General features: G+C 72.9%; 15 protein-coding genes. 13 read left to right on the top strand and 2 right to left on the bottom strand.

Going from position 1 to position 16,292, the window contains the following annotated elements; all coding sequences use genetic code 11:
* Window positions 1-44 precede the first annotated feature (44 nt).
* From FHX74_RS13620 to FHX74_RS13595, 6 genes are all read left to right on the top strand, one after another.
* Window positions 45-1,454, top strand: coding sequence for a glutamate decarboxylase (locus FHX74_RS13620; protein WP_182560714.1), 1,410 nt, complete (start codon window positions 45-47; stop codon window positions 1,452-1,454).
* Between the two features lie 69 nt (window positions 1,455-1,523).
* Window positions 1,524-2,675: a YdcF family protein gene (locus FHX74_RS13615; protein WP_182560713.1), complete on the top strand. Its 1,152-nt coding sequence runs from the start codon at window positions 1,524-1,526 to the stop codon at window positions 2,673-2,675.
* A 76-nt stretch (window positions 2,676-2,751) separates the two neighbouring features.
* Entirely contained in the window at window positions 2,752-4,158 is a 1,407-nt protein-coding gene (locus FHX74_RS13610; RefSeq protein ID WP_407941481.1) for a replication-associated recombination protein A, read from the top strand.
* 138 nt (window positions 4,159-4,296) lie between these two features.
* Window positions 4,297-5,670 carry a sigma-54-dependent transcriptional regulator family protein gene (locus FHX74_RS13605; RefSeq protein WP_182560712.1) on the top strand — a complete coding sequence of 458 codons (1,374 nt, stop codon included), beginning with the start codon at window positions 4,297-4,299 and terminating at the stop codon, window positions 5,668-5,670.
* A 148-nt stretch (window positions 5,671-5,818) separates the two neighbouring features.
* Window positions 5,819-7,342: an acetaldehyde dehydrogenase ExaC gene (gene exaC / locus FHX74_RS13600; RefSeq protein ID WP_182560711.1), complete on the top strand. Its 1,524-nt coding sequence runs from the start codon at window positions 5,819-5,821 to the stop codon at window positions 7,340-7,342.
* Between the two features lie 219 nt (window positions 7,343-7,561).
* Window positions 7,562-7,987 (top strand): DUF779 domain-containing protein, encoded by a 426-nt coding sequence (locus tag FHX74_RS13595; protein WP_182560710.1) that lies wholly within the window; start codon window positions 7,562-7,564, stop codon window positions 7,985-7,987.
* A gap of 103 nt (window positions 7,988-8,090) precedes the next feature.
* Here FHX74_RS13595 and FHX74_RS13590 read toward each other — a convergent pair whose 3' ends face one another.
* Together FHX74_RS13590 and FHX74_RS13585 are read right to left on the bottom strand one after the other, a co-directional pair.
* On the bottom strand, window positions 8,091-8,384 hold the full coding sequence (locus FHX74_RS13590) for a DUF1905 domain-containing protein (RefSeq protein ID WP_182560709.1): 294 nt from the start codon (window positions 8,382-8,384) through the stop codon (window positions 8,091-8,093).
* On the bottom strand, window positions 8,371-8,745 hold the full coding sequence (locus tag FHX74_RS13585; RefSeq protein ID WP_220483921.1) for a VOC family protein: 375 nt from the start codon (window positions 8,743-8,745) through the stop codon (window positions 8,371-8,373). Before FHX74_RS13585 ends, FHX74_RS13590 begins: the two co-directional genes overlap by 14 nt.
* A 166-nt stretch (window positions 8,746-8,911) precedes the next feature.
* Between FHX74_RS13585 and FHX74_RS13580 the strand changes: the two genes are divergently transcribed.
* The 7 genes from FHX74_RS13580 (at window position 8,912) to aroC (ending at window position 16,200) form a co-directional block, all read left to right on the top strand.
* Window positions 8,912-9,313 (top strand): DUF948 domain-containing protein, encoded by a 402-nt coding sequence (locus FHX74_RS13580; protein ID WP_182560707.1) that lies wholly within the window; start codon window positions 8,912-8,914, stop codon window positions 9,311-9,313.
* Entirely contained in the window at window positions 9,310-9,537 is a 228-nt protein-coding gene (locus FHX74_RS13575; RefSeq protein WP_182560706.1) for a DUF6167 family protein, read from the top strand. Before FHX74_RS13580 ends, FHX74_RS13575 begins: the two co-directional genes overlap by 4 nt.
* A gap of 55 nt (window positions 9,538-9,592) precedes the next feature.
* Window positions 9,593-12,322 (top strand): alanine--tRNA ligase, encoded by a 2,730-nt coding sequence (gene alaS / locus FHX74_RS13570; protein WP_182560705.1) that lies wholly within the window; start codon window positions 9,593-9,595, stop codon window positions 12,320-12,322.
* A gap of 38 nt (window positions 12,323-12,360) precedes the next feature.
* Complete coding sequence (ruvX, locus tag FHX74_RS13565; RefSeq protein ID WP_182560704.1) at window positions 12,361-12,849, top strand: Holliday junction resolvase RuvX; 489 nt, start codon at window positions 12,361-12,363, stop codon at window positions 12,847-12,849.
* Window positions 12,850-12,997: 148 nt separating this feature from the next.
* A complete protein-coding gene (gene mltG / locus FHX74_RS13560) occupies window positions 12,998-14,131 on the top strand; it encodes an endolytic transglycosylase MltG (RefSeq protein ID WP_182560703.1) in 1,134 nt (377 codons plus the stop codon).
* Between the two features lie 34 nt (window positions 14,132-14,165).
* On the top strand, window positions 14,166-14,990 hold the full coding sequence (locus FHX74_RS13555; RefSeq protein WP_182560702.1) for a shikimate dehydrogenase: 825 nt from the start codon (window positions 14,166-14,168) through the stop codon (window positions 14,988-14,990).
* 13 nt (window positions 14,991-15,003) lie between these two features.
* Window positions 15,004-16,200, top strand: a complete 1,197-nt coding sequence (aroC, locus tag FHX74_RS13550; RefSeq protein ID WP_182560701.1) for a chorismate synthase — start codon at window positions 15,004-15,006, stop codon at window positions 16,198-16,200.
* Window positions 16,201-16,292: the final 92 nt, after the last annotated feature.

The following is a 16,292-nucleotide window of genomic DNA, read 5'->3' as shown; positions in this document are numbered from 1 at the left end:
GTGCCGGCCCGGTGATCATGGTCGGGCGGTGCGATAGTGCGGCCATGGCCGTGCACAGCGCCGCTCACCCCGACCACCCGCCCCGCCGCACCGCGCACCCGCGCGGGGCCGGCACGAACGCGATCATGACCGAGGCCAACCCCGGTCTCGCCGCCCGGCTGGAGACACCGCGACACCGGTTGGCCGAGGAGCCGGTGCCGGCGGCGGTCGCCTACGAGCTGATCCACGACGAGCTGTTGCTCGACGGGAGCGCCCGGCTCAACCTGGCCACCTTCGTCACCACCTGGATGGAGCCGGAGGCCCGCACGCTGATGGCGGAGTGCGTCGACAAGAACATGATCGACAAGGACGAGTACCCGCAGACCGCCGAGCTCGAGCAGCGCTGCGTGGCCATCCTGGCCGACCTCTGGAACGCGCCCGACCCCGACCGCACCCTCGGTTGCTCGACCACCGGCTCGAGCGAGGCGGCGATGCTGGCCGGGATGGCGCTCAAGCGGCGCTGGCGACAGCGAGTCGACGACCCGACCCGCACCCCCAACCTGGTGATGGGCGCCGACGTCCAGGTCTGCTGGGAGAAGTTCTGCCGCTACTGGGAGGTCGAACCGCGGCTGGTCCCGATGCAGGGTGACCGGTTCCACCTCGACGCCGAGAGCATGCTGCCCTTCGTCGACGAGGACACCATCGGCGTGGTCGCGGTGCTCGGCTCCACCTTCGACGGCAGTTACGAGCCGGTCGCCGAGATCTGCGCGGCGCTCGACCGGCTGGCCGCCGACGGCGGCCCCGACGTCCCTGTGCACGTCGACGGTGCGTCCGGCGCGATGATCGCCCCCTTCCTCGATCGCGAGCTGGTCTGGGACTTCCGGCTGCCGCGGGTGGCCTCGATCAACACCTCCGGGCACAAGTACGGCCTGGTCTATCCCGGGGTCGGCTGGGTGCTCTGGCGCGACACCGACCTGCTGCCCCGCGAGCTGATCTTCGACGTCAACTACCTCGGCGGCCACATGCCGACGTTCGCCCTCAACTTCTCCCGGCCCGGGGCCGAGGTGGTGGCGCAGTACTACACGTTCTTCCGGCTCGGACGGGCCGGCTTCACCGCCGTCCAGCAGGCCGCCCGTGACGTGGCGACCTTCCTGGCCGAGCGGATCGAAGGAACCGGTCGCTTCCGGCTGATCTCGCGTGGGGACGAGCTGCCGGTGTTCGCCTTCGCCGCGGCCGACGACCGGGTCGACGTCTACGCGGTCTCGCGCGCCCTCCGTGAACGCGGCTGGCTGGTGCCGGCCTACAGCTTCCCGGAGAACCGCACCGACCTGTCGGTGCTGCGCGTCGTCGTCCGCAACGGGTTCGGGCACGCGCTGGCCGAGAGCTTCCTGTCCGACCTCGAGGCCGCGGTCGCCGAGCTCGACCAGGAGACCGGAGCCCCACGACAGTCGGGGTCCGGGGGCTTCCACCACTGACCGTCGTCGGACGGCGGACCCGACTCCGGTTGGATCGACCGGCGGCCGCCCGCCGCCTATTCTCGAGCGGTGACTCCCGGGCTGCTCAAGATCACCGTGATCGTCGCGCTGGTGGCGGTCGCGGTGGTCCTGGTGCTGCTGGCGGTCCGTCGCACGAGGTCCGAACCGCGCCGGCTCTCCAACGGCGTGCTGATCGGTTTGGCGGCGTTGAGCACGGGGGAGGCCCTCAGCGCGCTCGGCGCCCCGGGCACCAGCATGATCAGTGCGCTGGCCGTGCTGATCGTGGTGCTGGGCCCGCTGCTGGTCGTCGTCCTCGCGGTGCTGTTGATCATGAACGGCGTCCAGATGATCAAGCGCGAGTCGCGGTCGCTGGGCAACCTGCTGTCGTTGCTGCTCGGGATCGGGCTGCTCGGTCTCGGAGCCCTGCCGGTGGTGGTGCTGGCCCTCGGCGGCGGCGCGCGCGGGCTGGCCGTCACGGTCGGGATCGGACTGGTCGCGGCGTACGCGGGCTTCGCGCTGGTCAACTTCCTGGTCTACGCCCAGATCTACCGGCGGCTGGTGCGCGGCGCCCCGGCCGACTGGCTGGTCGTGCTCGGCTCCGGTCTGGGCGCCGATGGACGGGTGCCGCCGCTGCTGGCCTCGCGGGTCCGCACCGGGCTGGCCGAGGCGGCGCGCCGACGGGTGCGCGTGGTGGTGATGTCGGGCGGCCGGGGGAGCGACGAGGTGGTCGCCGAGGGTGAGGCGATGGCGGCCCTCGCCGTCGAGCACGGCGCCGACCCCTCTCGCGTCCTGGTGGAGGGCCGCTCGACCGACACCGAGGAGAACCTGCGGTTCACCCGCGAGCTGCTGGCCTCGACACCGCTGCCGGCACCGCTGCCGGCACCGCTGGCCACCCTCGCGCCGGCACGCCCGGCGCCGCTCGGCACCCCGCTTCCGGGCACCAGGCCGCCGGTCGAGCCGTCGGCAGCGACCGGGTCCGGCGGGCTCCCCGGACCGGGGCTGATCGTGACCAGCAACTACCACGCGATGCGCGCCGCCGTCCTGGCCCGCAAGCTCGGCATCGACGCCCAGGCCGTCGGCTCGCCGACCGCGGGCTACTACTGGCCGAGCGCGGTGCTCCGCGAGTTCGTCGCCCTGCTGGCCGAGCACCCGTGGTGGCACCTCACCGCAGCGCTACTGGTCGGGATCCCGGTGCCGGCCCTGGTGTTCGCCCTCTCCTGACCCGCGTGGGCACCCGTCGACGTCCGCGGCCGTCGGTGGCGTCCGGGCTGTCGGCGCCGTCGGGGAGGATGGGCCGGTGAGCGAGGACCTGTTCGGCACCGTGACCGCCCCGGCGCAGGAGCCCGGCGTGGCCGGCGGCGCGATCGGCGGGAGCCTCGGCGGCGGCAGCCTCGGGGACGGCCGGGCCGACCGCCGGCTGCCGCTGGCCGTCCGGATGCGCCCGCAGACCCTGGACGAGATCGTCGGGCAGCAGCACCTGCTGGCGCCCGGGTCGCCGCTGCGGCGGCTCGCCGGCGGCGAGCCGATGTCGGTGTTCCTCTGGGGGCCGCCCGGCGTGGGCAAGACGACGATCGCCGCGGTGGTCTCGCAGCAGACCGACCGCCGGTTCGTCGAGGTCTCGGCGGTGACCGCCGGGGTCAAGGAGGTCCGCGCCGTGCTCGACCAGGCCCGCCGCGACCTCGCCGCCGGACGCCAGACGGTGCTCTTCGTCGACGAGGTGCACCGGTTCTCCAAGGCCCAGCAGGACGTCCTGCTGCCCGCGGTCGAGAACCGGCTGGTCACGCTGATCGCGGCCACCACGGAGAACCCGAGCTTCTCGGTGATCAGCCCGCTGCTCTCCCGTTCGCTGCTGCTGACCCTGCGCCCGCTGACCGACGACGACGTCTCCGGGCTGCTCGACCGGGCGCTCACCGACCAGCGCGGGCTGGGCGGCGCCGAGCCGGCGCTCACCCTCACCGACGACGCCCGCGCCGACCTGCTCCGGCTGGCCGGCGGCGACGCCCGGCGGGCACTGACCTATCTCGAGGAGTCGGCCGCGGGCGCGCAGGCCGTCGGGTCGACCGAGATCACCCCCGAGGTCGTCTCGCGCGCCGTGGACAAGGCGGCGGTCCGCTACGACCGCGACGGTGACCAGCACTACGACGTGATCAGCGCGTTCATCAAGTCGATCCGCGGCTCCGACGTCCAGGCCGGTCTGCACTATCTGGCCCGGATGATCGAGGCCGGCGAGGACCCCCGGTTCATCGCCCGCCGGCTGGTCATCCTGGCCAGCGAGGACATCGGGCTGGCCGACCCGACCGCGCTGCCCACCGCCGTCGCCGCCGCCGACGCGGTCGCGTTCATCGGGATGCCCGAGGGCCGGATCTGCCTGGCCCAGGCGGTGATCGCGCTGGCGCTGGCCCCGAAGTCCAACGCGGTGATCATGGGCGTCGACGCCGCGCTGGCCGACGTCCGCGCCGGGCGGATCGGGCTCGTCCCCGCGCCCCTGCGGGACGCCCACTACAGCAGCGCCAAGACCTACGGCCACGGCGTCGGCTACCGCTACGCCCACGACGAACCGCACGGGATCGCCGCCCAGCAGTACCTCCCCGACGAGCTCGCCGACGCCCGCTACTACCAACCGACCGACCACGGCGCCGAAGCGCGGCTCGGGGAGCGGCTGCAGCGGATCGAGGAGCTGTTGGGTCGCGAGCGGCGCAGCTAGGCGCGGGCGCCCTGCGCTAACCCACTACGCGCCCGAGCGCCACCCACCACCACGTGCCCTGAGCCTGTCGAAGGGCGCAGGCCGGCCGGATTGCGCGATCTGATTGTGACGAGGACCACGCGCACCTAGGCTCGGGCCATGCCGACCGCGGGGCAGCGAGGCCCGGCCGACCTGGCCTACCGGGCCGGGTCGGATCTCGACCTGCTGACCCGCGACCTGCACCGTGCCCACGACGCCTTCGTGGCCACCGGGACCCCGGGAGCGCCGCTCCGTCCGCTCGTCCTCGAGTCCTGGCGCCGGTGTGTGAGCAGCGGGCTCGACCCCGAGCAGACCGAGGCGCCCTGGGAGCTCGACGACGCCGAGCTGGCCCGGATCCGGGCCGAGCACCCGTTGTTCGCGGCGATGCCCGTGGTCCGCCGGCTGCTGGTCGACAGCGCCGCCGAGGCGGGCATGCTGGTCGCGGTCAGCGACGCGGCCGGACGCCTGCTGTGGGTCGAGGGGTCGCACCGGCTGCGGTCCCTGGCCGAGGGGATCGCGTTCGCCCCGGGGGCCAACTGGAGCGAGACCGCGGCCGGCACCAACGCACCCGGCACCGCGCTGGCCCTCGACGCGCCGGTGCAGATCTTCGGCGCCGAGCACCTGGCCCGGCCGGTGACGCCGTGGAGCTGCTCGGCCGCACCGGTCCATGACCCGGACACCGGCGCGCTGCTCGGGGTGCTCGACCTCACCGGCGGACCCGACGTGGCCGCGCCGCAGGGTCTGGCGCTGGTCCGCGCGACCGTGGCCGCGGTCGAGTCCGAGCTCCGGCTCGACCGGCTGACCCGGCCGCACCCGCCGACCGGATCGCGCCCGCCGGCCACGAGGTCGGGCCACGCGGTACGCGGCCCGGGGCGGCGTCGACCCACGCAGCCCGACGACGTCCCGGCCACGCTGACCGTGCTCGGCCGCCGCCGCGGGCTGGTCCGCACCGCCGGCACGGACGACGCAACCACCGTCGAGCTCGGGCTGCGGCACAGCGAGATCCTGGTGTTGCTGGCCGCGGCGGGCGCCGGGCTGAGCGGCGACGAGCTCGCCGTCCGGCTCTCCGAGGAGGAGATGTCCGCGGTCACCGTCCGGGCCGAGATGTCGCGCCTGCGCTCCGTGCTGCCGGGCGTGCGGACCGCCTCCCGGCCCTACCGGCTCGAGTCGAGCGTCCGGACCGACCTCGAGGAGGTCCGCGACGAGCTGCGGGCGGGCCGGCTGCGGTCCGCGGTCGCGCACTATCCCGGCCCGGTGCTGCCCTGGTCGCTCGCGCCCGGGGTGGTCGACCTCCGCGACCGGCTGCACCACGAGCTCCGCCGAGCGCTGCTGACCTCCGGCGACCCGGACGCGCTGCTCGGCTTTGCCGACACCGAGCACGGCCGCGACGACCTCGAGGTCTGGCGGGCGGCGTTGGCCGCGCTGCCCGCCGGGTCGCCGCGCTACGCCCAGGTGGCCAGCCACGTCGACGACCTGGCGGTCGCGCTCGCCTGAACCCGTCGACGGCGACCTGGCGGATCCTCGGGCGCCGCGAGGTCCGTTGGCGATGCAACGTTCGGGCAACCCGGGCCGTTCTAGGTTCACCGGAGATGCCCGGCACGGGCCGGGCCGTCGACTCTGTGACCCACGAAGGAGTGGATGCATGGCTGTGTACGCCCAACCGGGCCAGGACGGCAGCGTCGTCAGCTACAAGTCGCGTTACGAGAACTGGATCGGCGGCGACTGGGTCGCGCCGAAGCAGGGCAACTACTTCGAGAACCCGTCCCCGGTGAACGGGCAGACCTTCTGCGAGGTCGCCGCCAGCACCGCCGAGGACATCGACGTCGCGCTCGACGCGGCCCACGCGGCCGCGCCGGCCTGGGGGAAGACCTCGGTGGCCGAGCGCGCCAACATCCTCAACAAGATCGCCGACCGGATCGAGCAGAACCTCGAGATGCTGGCGGTCGGGGAGACCTGGGACAACGGCAAGCCGGTCCGCGAGACCATGGCCGCCGACCTGCCGCTGGCCGTGGACCACTTCCGCTACTTCGCCGGCGCGATCCGGGCCCAGGAGGGCCACCTCAGCCAGATCGACGACAACACCGTCGCCTACCACTTCCACGAGCCGCTCGGGGTGGTCGGCCAGATCATCCCGTGGAACTTCCCGCTGCTGATGGCCACCTGGAAGCTGGCCCCGGCGCTGGCCGCCGGCAACGCCGTGGTGATCAAGCCGGCCGAGCAGACCCCGGCCTCGATCATGATGCTGATGGAGCTGATCGCCGACCTGCTGCCCGCCGGGGTGGTCAACGTGGTCAACGGGTTCGGGGTCGAGGCCGGCAAGCCGCTGGCCAGCTCGAAGCGGATCCGCAAGATCGCCTTCACCGGCGAGACCACCACCGGCCGGCTGATCATGCAGTACGCCAGCCAGAACCTGATCCCGGTCACCCTGGAGCTCGGCGGCAAGAGCCCGAACATCTTCTTCGAGGACGTCGCCGCCAAGGACGACGCGTTCTACGACAAGGCCCTCGAGGGCTTCGCGATGTTCGCGCTCAACCAGGGCGAGGTCTGCACCTGCCCGAGCCGGGCGCTGATCCAGAACTCGATCTTCGAACAGTTCCTGCCTGCCGCGACGGACCGGGTCAAAGCGATCAAGCAGGGCAACCCGCTCGACACCGAGACCATGATCGGCGCGCAGGCCAGCAACGACCAGCTGGAGAAGATCCTCAGCTACTTCGAGATCGGCACCGCCGAGGGCGCCCGGATCATCTGCGGCGGCGAGCGCGTCGACCTGGGTGGTGACCTGTCGGGCGGCTACTACGTGGCCCCGACGATCTTCCAGGGCACCAACAAGATGCGGATCTTCCAGGAGGAGATCTTCGGTCCGGTGGTCTCGGTCACCGGGTTCGAGGACTACGACGACGCGATGAGCATCGCCAACGACACCCTCTACGGGCTGGGCGCGGGCGTGTGGTCTCGCGACGTCAACACGGCCTACCGGGCCGGGCGGGAGATCCAGGCCGGACGCGTCTGGACCAACTGCTACCACCAGTACCCGGCGCACGCCGCGTTCGGTGGCTACAAGAGCTCCGGGATCGGCCGGGAGAACCACGCGATGATGCTGGACCACTACCAGCAGACCAAGAACATGCTGGTCTCCTACGACGAGAACAAGCTCGGCTTCTTCTGATCGGTCTCCCGGCCGGTGCGGTCGCGACGGCGGCCGCACCGTCCGGTCCGGGTCCGGCCCGGGGTGCGCTTCCCCCGACGTCCTCCGGGTCCGCACCGGCCACCTGTGCCCGCCTGGACGGGCACAGGTGGTCCTCTGTGCGGTGACGGACCACGTGGACGACCCCGGCGGCGAACGGCCGGGGCAGACTGGAGGCACGATCCGGGACGAGGAGGTCCGATGACCGAACGAGTGGCGGTGACCGAGAAGGCGGCCGCGTTGCTGCGCACGCTGCGGGAGAAGCACGGCCCGCTGATGTTCCACCAGTCCGGCGGGTGCTGCGACGGCTCGTCGCCGATGTGCTATCCCGACGGCGACTTCCTGATCAGCGACGCCGACGTCCACCTCGGCGACCTCGACGCCGGCACGCCCGAACCGATCCCGGTCTACATGAGCGCCGAGCAGTTCGCCTACTGGAAGCACACCCACCTGACCATCGACGTCGTGCCCGGTCGCGGGGCCGGCTTCTCGGTCGAGTCACCGACCGGCCAGCGGTTCCTGATCCGGTCCCGGTTGCTCACCGAGGCCGAGTCGGCCGACCTCGACCCGGGCGAGCTCGCCGCGGCGGTCGGAGCCCGACCGCAGCCCGAGGTCCTCGGGCACTGATCGCCGCGCCCTGCCCTTCGACGGGCTCAGGGGACGGTGGTGGGCAAGCTCAGGGCGCTCCGGGCGCTGAGCCCGTCGAAGCGCGACCGGGGCGCCGCGGGAGTCAGCTGAGCCGTTCGGTGAGGTGCACGGTGACCTCGTCGCCGTCGTCCTTGCCGATCGCGCGACGGACCGCGGCGGCCACCGGCAGCTTGTGGGTGCCGTCGCCGAGGGCCATGAAGGCGCCGCGGAACGGCTGCCCGTCGACCGTCCCGGCCACCTTGACCAGACCGCGGGTGCCGAACACCTCGGCCGACCCGGGCAGTTGGACGCAGGTCCAGGTGTCACCCTCGCGGACCTTGCCGAGGACCGCGGTGAAGGTCAGGTCGAGCGGGCCGCGCCGGTCAGCCGCGGGCACCGTCGGGCTCCTGCAGGTAGACCAGGCCGTTGCCGTCGGGGTCGGCGAAGTGGAACATCGGCGGCGCGCCCTCGAGGTGCAGCACGTCGTCGTTGTAAAGCACCGCGTCGGCCTCGCGCAACCGGTCGTAGGCGGCCCGGGCGTCGGTCGTGCCCAACCGGACCGCCACCGGGATCTCGCTGTCCGGCGGCAGCAGCACCAGCGCCACCGACGAGCCCGGCGGCACCACCTCGACCAGCCGGGCACCCGGCCAGATCTCGACGTCGGTGCGGAGCTCGCACCCCAGCGTCTGCACGTAGAACGCGATCGCCGCGTCCTGGTCGGCGACCGGCACCGACACACTGATCACCCGCGTGGTCATCGTCATGGCGTTCCGACCGGCGCGGGGGCCCGAACTCATCGGCCGGCGGGCGCCGGATTCCGGTTCGGGCCGGTGGCGCCCTCGCGGTAGGGTCGTCCGCGGACAATCGAGCCCGGCGGCCGGCCGGGACGGGTCCGCGCCGGAGTGCCGTCGAGGAGAGGACACCATGAGCCTGGGAGACATCGCGGGGTTGATCGCAGCCATCGCGTTCGCCGTCTTGGTCGTGTTGTTCGCCATCCCGCTGCTGAAGCTCGGCCGGGTGCTCGAGGAGCTCCGGCTGGCGGTCCGCGACGTCGGCCACGAGAGCGTGCCGATCCTCACCGAGCTGCAGGGCACCGTGCGGGCCACCAACGCCGAGCTCGAGAAGCTGAGCGTGGTCACCGAGGACGTCGCCAAGGTCAGCGCGAACGCCACCACGGTGAGTGAGAACGCGGCCCAGCTGACCACCCTGTTCTCGGCCACCCTGGGCGGGCCGCTGGTCAAGACCGCGGCGTTCTCCTACGGCATCCGCAAGGCGATCCGCGGCGACGGCGAGCGCCGGACCCGCCGCGGGCGGCGGTCGAAGTGATCCGCCGCGTCGTCTGGTTCGCGGTGGGCGCCGGGGTGGGCGTCTACGCGCTGGTGAGGGTCCGCCGCTACCTCGCCCAGGCGACCCCCGAGGCCATCGGCCAGCGGGTCGCCGACCGTGCCAACGGCATCACCGGGTCGGTGCAGGAGTTCGGATCGAGGGTCCGAGCTGCCATGGCCGAGCGCGAGGCGGAACTCCGCACCGAGCTCGGCCTCTCCGAATGACTCGACCACCTCGGCCCGCCACCGGCGGGCGTCCCACAGCAAGGAACCACTGATCATGAGAACCGCCGACGTCCGGCGTCGCTACCTGGACTACTTCGTCCGCCAGGGTCACGTCGAGGTGCCCAGCGCCTCGCTGGTCTCCCACGACCCCAACCTGCTCTTCGTGGTCGCCGGCATGGTGCCGATGGTGCCCTACTTCACCGGCGTCGAGCCGGTGCCGTGGAAGCGCGCGGTCAGCTGCCAGAAGGTCATCCGCACCCTCGACATCGAGGAGGTCGGCAAGACCACCCGGCACGGCACCTTCTTCCAGATGCTCGGCAACTTCTCCTTCGGCGACTACTTCAAGGCCGAGGTCATCCCGTGGACGTGGGAGTTCCTCACCGGGCCGGTCGAGCAGGGCAACCTCGGCTTCGACCCCGAGCGGATCTCGGTGTCGGTGCTCGGCGCCGGCTTCCACCCGGCCTACCCCGACGGTGACCTCGAGGCGCGGGAGATCTGGCGTTCGATCGGGCTGCCCGAGGACCGGATCCACGGCCGCGACCTCACCGAGAACTACTGGCACATGGGCGTGCCCGGTCCCGGCGGCCCGGACTCCGAGGTGTTCTACGACCGCGGCCCGGAGTTCGGCCCGGCCGGCGGACCGGACGTCAACGAGGAGCGCTACCTCGAGATCTGGAACAACGTGTTCCAGCAGGAGGAGCTCTCCGCGGTCCGCAGCAAGTCCGACTTCGACGTGGCCAGGCCGCTGCCGACGAAGAACATCGACACCGGTGCCGGTCTCGAGCGGATCGCCACCCTGCTGCAGGGCGTCGACAACCTCTACGAGATCGACGAGGTCCGTCCCGTCCTCGACCGGGCGGCGGCGGTGGCCGGCAAGACCTACGGCCGCGGCGCGACCGACCCGTCGGCGCGCGACGACGACGTCCGGCTGCGGGTGGTGGCCGACCACGTCCGCTCCGGTCTGATGCTGATCAGCGACGGCGTCACCCCCGGCAACGAGGGCGGCGGCTACGTGCTCCGCCGGCTGCTCCGTCGGGTGGTCCGCTCGATGCGCCTGCTGGGGGTCGACGAGCCGACCTTCGGCGAGCTGTTCCCGGTCAGCCGGGACGCGATGAAGCAGTCCTACCCCGAGCTCGAGACCGACTGGGACCGGATCAGCGAGGTCGCCTACGGCGAGGAGGAGGCGTTCCTGCGCACCCTCACCGCCGGCACCCAGATCTTCGACCTGGCGGTCCGGGACGCGAAGCGCGCGCAGCAGGCCAGCCTGTCCGGCGACCGCGCCTTCCAGCTGCACGACACCTACGGCTTCCCGATCGACCTCACCCTCGAGATGGCGGGCGAGCAGGGGCTGGCCGTCGACGAGGCCGGCTTCCGGTCGCTGATGGCCGAGCAGCGCGCCCGGGCCAAGGCCGACGCCAAGGCGAAGAAGAGCACCGCGGGCGCGAGCGAGGTCTACCGCCAGCTCCGCGAGGTGGGGGAGACCCCGTTCACCGGCTTCCGCACCCTCAGCGGGCAGAGCGCGGTCCGCGGGATCATCTCCGGCGGGCAGCTGGTCGAGTCGGCCCAGCCCGGCGAGAGCATCGAGCTGGTGCTCGAGGAGACCCCGTTCTATCCCGAGTCCGGTGGTCAGTCCGGCGACCACGGACGGATCACCGCGGACGGGCTGGTGCTCGACGTCACCGACGTCCAGCGTCCGGTCAAGGGCCTGGTGGTGCACCACGCGACCGTGGTCGACGGCGAGATCCGGCCCCGGCAGGTGGTCGACACCCACGTCGACACCGACTGGCGGCTCGGCGCCTGCCAGGCGCACTCGGCGACCCACGTCATCCACGAGGCGCTGCACGAGATCCTCGGCCCGACCGCGCTCCAGCGGGGCTCGTTCAACCGGCCCGGCTACCTGCGGCTCGACTTCGCCTGGGGCCACCAGGTGAACGAGAAGCAGAAGGAGCAGATCGAGCAGCTCTGCAACACCGCGATCCGCGACGACCTCGGCGTCACCGCGACCGAGATGCCGCTGGCCGAGGCCAAGGCGCTCGGCGCGACCGCGTTATTCGGCGAGGTCTACGGCGACGTCGTCCGGGTGGTCGACATGGGCGAGGGCTGGTCGCGCGAGCTGTGCGCCGGCACCCACGTCCAGCAGTCCGCCCAGGTGGGTCTGCTGGCCCTCAACGCGGAGAGCTCGGTCGGCTCCGGGATCCGTCGGGTCGAGGCGTTCGTCGGGCTCGAGGCGTTCGCCCAGCTGGCCCGCGAGCGCGCCCTGGTGCACGGCCTGACCGAGACGCTGCGGGTCCAGCCGGACCAGCTGACCGAGCGGATCGCCCGGATGGTCCAGCAGCTCAAGGACGCCGAGCGCGAGATCGCCACCCTGCGCTCGCAGAACCTGCTCACCACCGTCGAGCCGATCCTGGCCAAGCGGCACGAGATGTGGGGCGTGGACCTGTACGCCCACGCGCTCGACCTCCGCGCCGGCGGCGTCAACGGCAACGACCTGCGGACGCTCGCCCAGGAGCTCCGCGGCCGGGTGCAGCAGTCGGCCGCGGTGATCGCGCTGGTCGGCGGGACGACCGAGAAGCCGACGGTGATCGTCGCCACCACCGAGGGCGCGCGGCACCGCGGGCTCAAGGCCGGTGACCTGGTGACGGTGGCCAGCCAGGCGCTGGGCGGTCGCGGCGGTGGCCGGGACGATCTCGCGCAGGGTGGCGGCAGCGACGGCAGCCAGGCTCAGGCGGCGCTGACCGCGGTCGAGCACCGGATGGGGCACGTGCTCCAGTCGTCCGGTTGGTGACCCGCGGGTGCTGAACCGCGGGCGGCGCAGGAGCTGACGTGCGGCAGGGACGACGGCTGGCCGTCGACCTCGGCGACGCCCGGATCGGGGTGGCGGCCTCGGACCCGGGCGGCGCGCTGGCCGTCCCGGTGACCACGGTCACGGCCGGCCCGGGCGAGCTCGATGCGCTGGTCGCGCTGGTGGCCGAGTACGAGCCGATCGAGGTGGTGGTCGGTCTGCCCCGGACGCTGGCCGGCGACGAGGGCATCGCCGCGACCAAGATCCGGCGCCGGGCGGAGGCGCTGGCGTCCCGCCTGGCGACGGACCCGCAGCTTTCCAGCGCGGGAATCCCGGTCCCGTCGGTGCGCCTCGTCGACGAACGGCTCTCGACCGCCCAAGCTGTCAAGCAGTTCCACCAGCAGGGCATCCGGTCCCGCGACTTCCGGCGGGTGATCGACCAGGCCGCTGCGCAGGCGATCCTCGAGCAGGCGCTCGACGCCGAACGTGCGCAGGGCGTCCCGCCCGGGGAAGTAGTATCCCCGGGTTGACCGGCGGGCCGGGGCCGTGCAACGCGACGGCACGTCGGGTCTCGACGTGCTGCCGAACAGCGTCCGTGCTGGTCGGACGGGGTTTCGTGCCTTCCCGGCACCCTCGGCCGGTCGCGGGCGGCCGACCTGCGAGGGAGACTGACCGAGCGTGACGCAGCAGCTGCTCGATCCGGAGCGCAAGCCCCACCCGGGCAAGGAGATCGCCGCCCGCGGCAAGGGCTGCCTGGCCGTGCTGGTCGCCCTGCTCGTACTGGGTGGCGGGGCCTTCCTGGTCTACGACAAGGCCAGCGGCTACCTGTCGTCGTTCGGCGAGGTGCCCGACTACACCGACGTCAAGGGCACCGCGAACATCACCGTGACCATCCCTGACGGGTCGACGCTGACCGAGATCGGCACCATCCTCAAGGACAAGGACGTCGTCCGCTCGACCAAGGCATTCGACCGCGCCGTCAAGGCCAGCACCGAGGCCAGCTCGGTGCAGGCCGGCAGCTACCTGATGCGGACCCAGATCCCGGCGGCCCGGGCGCTGGCCATCCTGCTCGACCCGGCCGAGTACCGGGTGCGCAACGAGGTCACCGTCCCCGAGGGGCTGCGGCTGTCGTCCCAGGTCGCGGTGCTGGCCAAGGAGACCAAGATCAGCGCGGCCCAGTACCAGGCTGCACTGAAGAAGCCGCAACAGCTCGGGCTGCCGAGCTACGCCCGCAACAACCCCGAGGGCTTCCTGTTCCCCGACACCTACGAGCTGCCGCAGGACGTCACCGCCGGCTCGGTGCTCCGGTTGATGACCGCCCGCTACGACCAGGTGGCCGACGAGGTCGGGCTCGACGCCGGCGCGAAGCGGCTGGGCCGCAGCCCCTACCAGGTGCTCATCGTGGCCAGCATCATCGAGAAGGAGGTCCGCCGGCCCGAGGACCGGCCCAAGGTGGCCCGGGTGCTCTACAACCGGCTGGACAAGGGCATCGACCTGCAGCTCGACTCGACGCTGATCTACGGCCTCAAGCTGAACGCCAACACCACCACGCCGCAGAACCGCGAGAGCAACAGCCCCTACAACACCTACAAGCGCAAGGGCCTGCCGCCGACGCCGATCTCGGCCCCGGGCCAAGCGGCGATCGAGGCCGCGCTCGACCCGACCCCGGGCAACTGGCTGTTCTTCACCACCGTCAACTTCGACACCGGCGAGACCCGGTTCGCCGACGACGAGGCCGGCCACCAGGCCAACGTGAAGCTGTTCCAGCAGTGGTGCCAGAGCCACCAGGGCCGCTGCACCACCGCGGGCTGACCGACCGAGCCGACCCCGGAGCAGGAAGCCACCTGTGACCACCCGATGCGCGGTGCTCGGTTCCCCGATCGCCCACTCGCTCTCCCCGGCGCTGCACCGGGCCGCCTACGCCCACCTCGGGCTGACCGACTGGGTCTACGAGCGCCACCGGGTCGACGAGGCGGGGCTGGCCGGCTTCGTCGACTCGCTGGGCCCGGACTGGCGCGGACTGAGCATGACCAAACCGCTCAAGGCGGTCGCGCTGGGCCTCGGCGAGCCGGACGAGCAGGTCCGGCTGACCGGCGCGGCCAACACCCTGCTGTTCGAGCAGGGGCGCCGGCGGCTGTTCAACACCGACATCGGCGGGCTGACCGCGGCCCTCCGGGCGGCCGGCACCGACCGCCTCGGCGCGGTGACTGTGCTCGGCGCGGGCGGCACCACCCGGGCTGCGCTGGTCTCGGTGGCCGCACTGGGCGCCGACCGGGTCGCCGTGGTGGCCCGGCGGCCCGAGCAGGCCGCCGCGCTCGGCGGGCTGGCCGAGCAGCTTGGGCTGCGGTTGGGCGTGGTCCCGTGGGGCGACCGACCGTCCGGGTCCGATCTGCTGGTCAGCACCGTCGTCCCGGACGCCGCCGGTGACTGGGTCGGCCGGGCGCGGACGGCCGGGGCGACGTTCGCCACGGTGTTCGACGCGGTCTACGACCCGTGGCCGACCCCGCTGGCCTCGGCGGCGTCGGACGCCGGCTGGACGGTGGTCAACGGGCTCGACCTGCTGGTGCACCAGGCGGTCGAGCAGGTGGCGCTGATGACCGGCCGGTCGGTGCCGGCCGCGATGCTGATGTCTGCGGGTCGAAAGGCGCTCAGCGCGCGCGAACCCGCGTGACAGACTGGCCGGCGTGTTGCGCTGGATGACGGCAGGGGAGTCGCACGGCCGAGGGCTGGTGGCCGTGGTCGAAGGCATCCCGGCCGGGGTGGCGATCAGCACCGACGACGTCCAGGACGCCCTGGCCCGGCGCCGTCTCGGCTTCGGCCGCGGCGCGCGGATGAAGTTCGAAGGCGACCAGGTGACCCTGATCGGCGGCGTCCGGCACGGCCGCACCCTCGGGTCGCCGCTGGCCATCGAGGTCGCCAACACCGAGTGGCCCAAGTGGGAGACCGTGATGTCGCCGGACCCGGTGGACGCCGAGGTGCTCGCCGGTCAGGCCCGCAACGCCCCGCTGACCCGGCCGCGGCCCGGGCACGCCGACCTCGCCGGGATGCAGAAGTACGGCTTCGACGAGGCCCGCCCGGTGCTCGAGCGGGCCAGCGCCCGCGAGACCGCGGCGCGGGTGGCGATCGGCCGGGTGGCCAGCGCCTTCCTGGCCCAGACCTTCGGCATCACCGTGCTGTCGCACGTGGTCGAGCTCGGCACGGTGCGGGCGCCCTACGGCGTGGTGCCCGGCATCGACGACCTCCATGCGATCGACGACAACCCGGTCCGCTGCTTCGACCCGGCGGCGGCCGAGGCGATGATCGAGGAGGTCAAGGCGGCGCAGAAGGACGGCGACACGCTGGGCGGCGTGGTCGAGGTGGTGGCCGACGGGCTGCCGCCGGGGCTCGGCAGCCACGTCAGCGGCGACCGCCGGCTCGACGCCCGGCTGGCCGGGGCGCTGATGGGCATCCAGGCGATCAAGGGCGTCGAGGTCGGCGACGGCTTCGAGCTGGCCCGGATGCGCGGCAGCGCGGCGCACGACGAGATCGTCCTCGGACCCGACGGGATCGGCCGCGCCTCGCACCGCTCCGGCGGCACCGAGGGCGGGATGAGCGTCGGCGGTCGGCTCCGGGTGCGCGCCGCGATGAAGCCGATCTCCACCGTGCCGCGGGCGCTGCGGACCGTCGACGTGGCCACCGGTGAGGAGGCGGTCGCGCACAACCAGCGTTCGGACGTCTGTGCGGTGCCGGCCGCCGGGGTGGTCGCCGAGGCGATGGTCGCGCTGGTGCTGGCCGAGGCCGCACTGGAGAAGTTCGGCGGCGACTCGGTCGACGAGACCCGCCGCAACTGCGCGGGCTATCTGGAGGACGTGCGCCGGCGCGGGCTCCAGGTCCAGTCGTGAGCGGCCACCGTCCCCTGAGCCGGTCGACGGGCGCCCTGAGCCGGTCGACGGGTGCCCTGAGCCGGACGACGCGTGCCCTGAGCCTGCCGACG

The sequence above is a fragment of the Microlunatus kandeliicorticis genome (genome assembly GCF_014137855.1).
In the GTDB taxonomy this organism is placed as follows: domain Bacteria; phylum Actinomycetota; class Actinomycetes; order Propionibacteriales; family Propionibacteriaceae; genus Microlunatus; species Microlunatus kandeliicorticis.
This window is presented reverse-complemented; position numbering and strand designations above follow the sequence as displayed.

Excerpts from the sequence above, each read along its gene's own strand:
- exaC (WP_182560711.1), top strand. The coding sequence starts at position 5,819 with ATGGCTGTGTACGCCCAACCGGGCCAGGACGGCAGCGTCGTCAGCTAC.
- FHX74_RS13580 (WP_182560707.1), top strand. The coding sequence starts at position 8,912 with ATGAGCCTGGGAGACATCGCGGGGTTGATCGCAGCCATCGCGTTCGCC.
- alaS (WP_182560705.1), top strand. The coding sequence starts at position 9,593 with ATGAGAACCGCCGACGTCCGGCGTCGCTACCTGGACTACTTCGTCCGC.
- FHX74_RS13605 (WP_182560712.1), top strand. The coding sequence starts at position 4,297 with ATGCCGACCGCGGGGCAGCGAGGCCCGGCCGACCTGGCCTACCGGGCC.
- FHX74_RS13595 (WP_182560710.1), top strand. The coding sequence starts at position 7,562 with ATGACCGAACGAGTGGCGGTGACCGAGAAGGCGGCCGCGTTGCTGCGC.
- FHX74_RS13585 (WP_220483921.1), bottom strand. The coding sequence starts at position 8,745 with ATGACCACGCGGGTGATCAGTGTGTCGGTGCCGGTCGCCGACCAGGAC.
- FHX74_RS13620 (WP_182560714.1), top strand. The coding sequence starts at position 45 with ATGGCCGTGCACAGCGCCGCTCACCCCGACCACCCGCCCCGCCGCACC.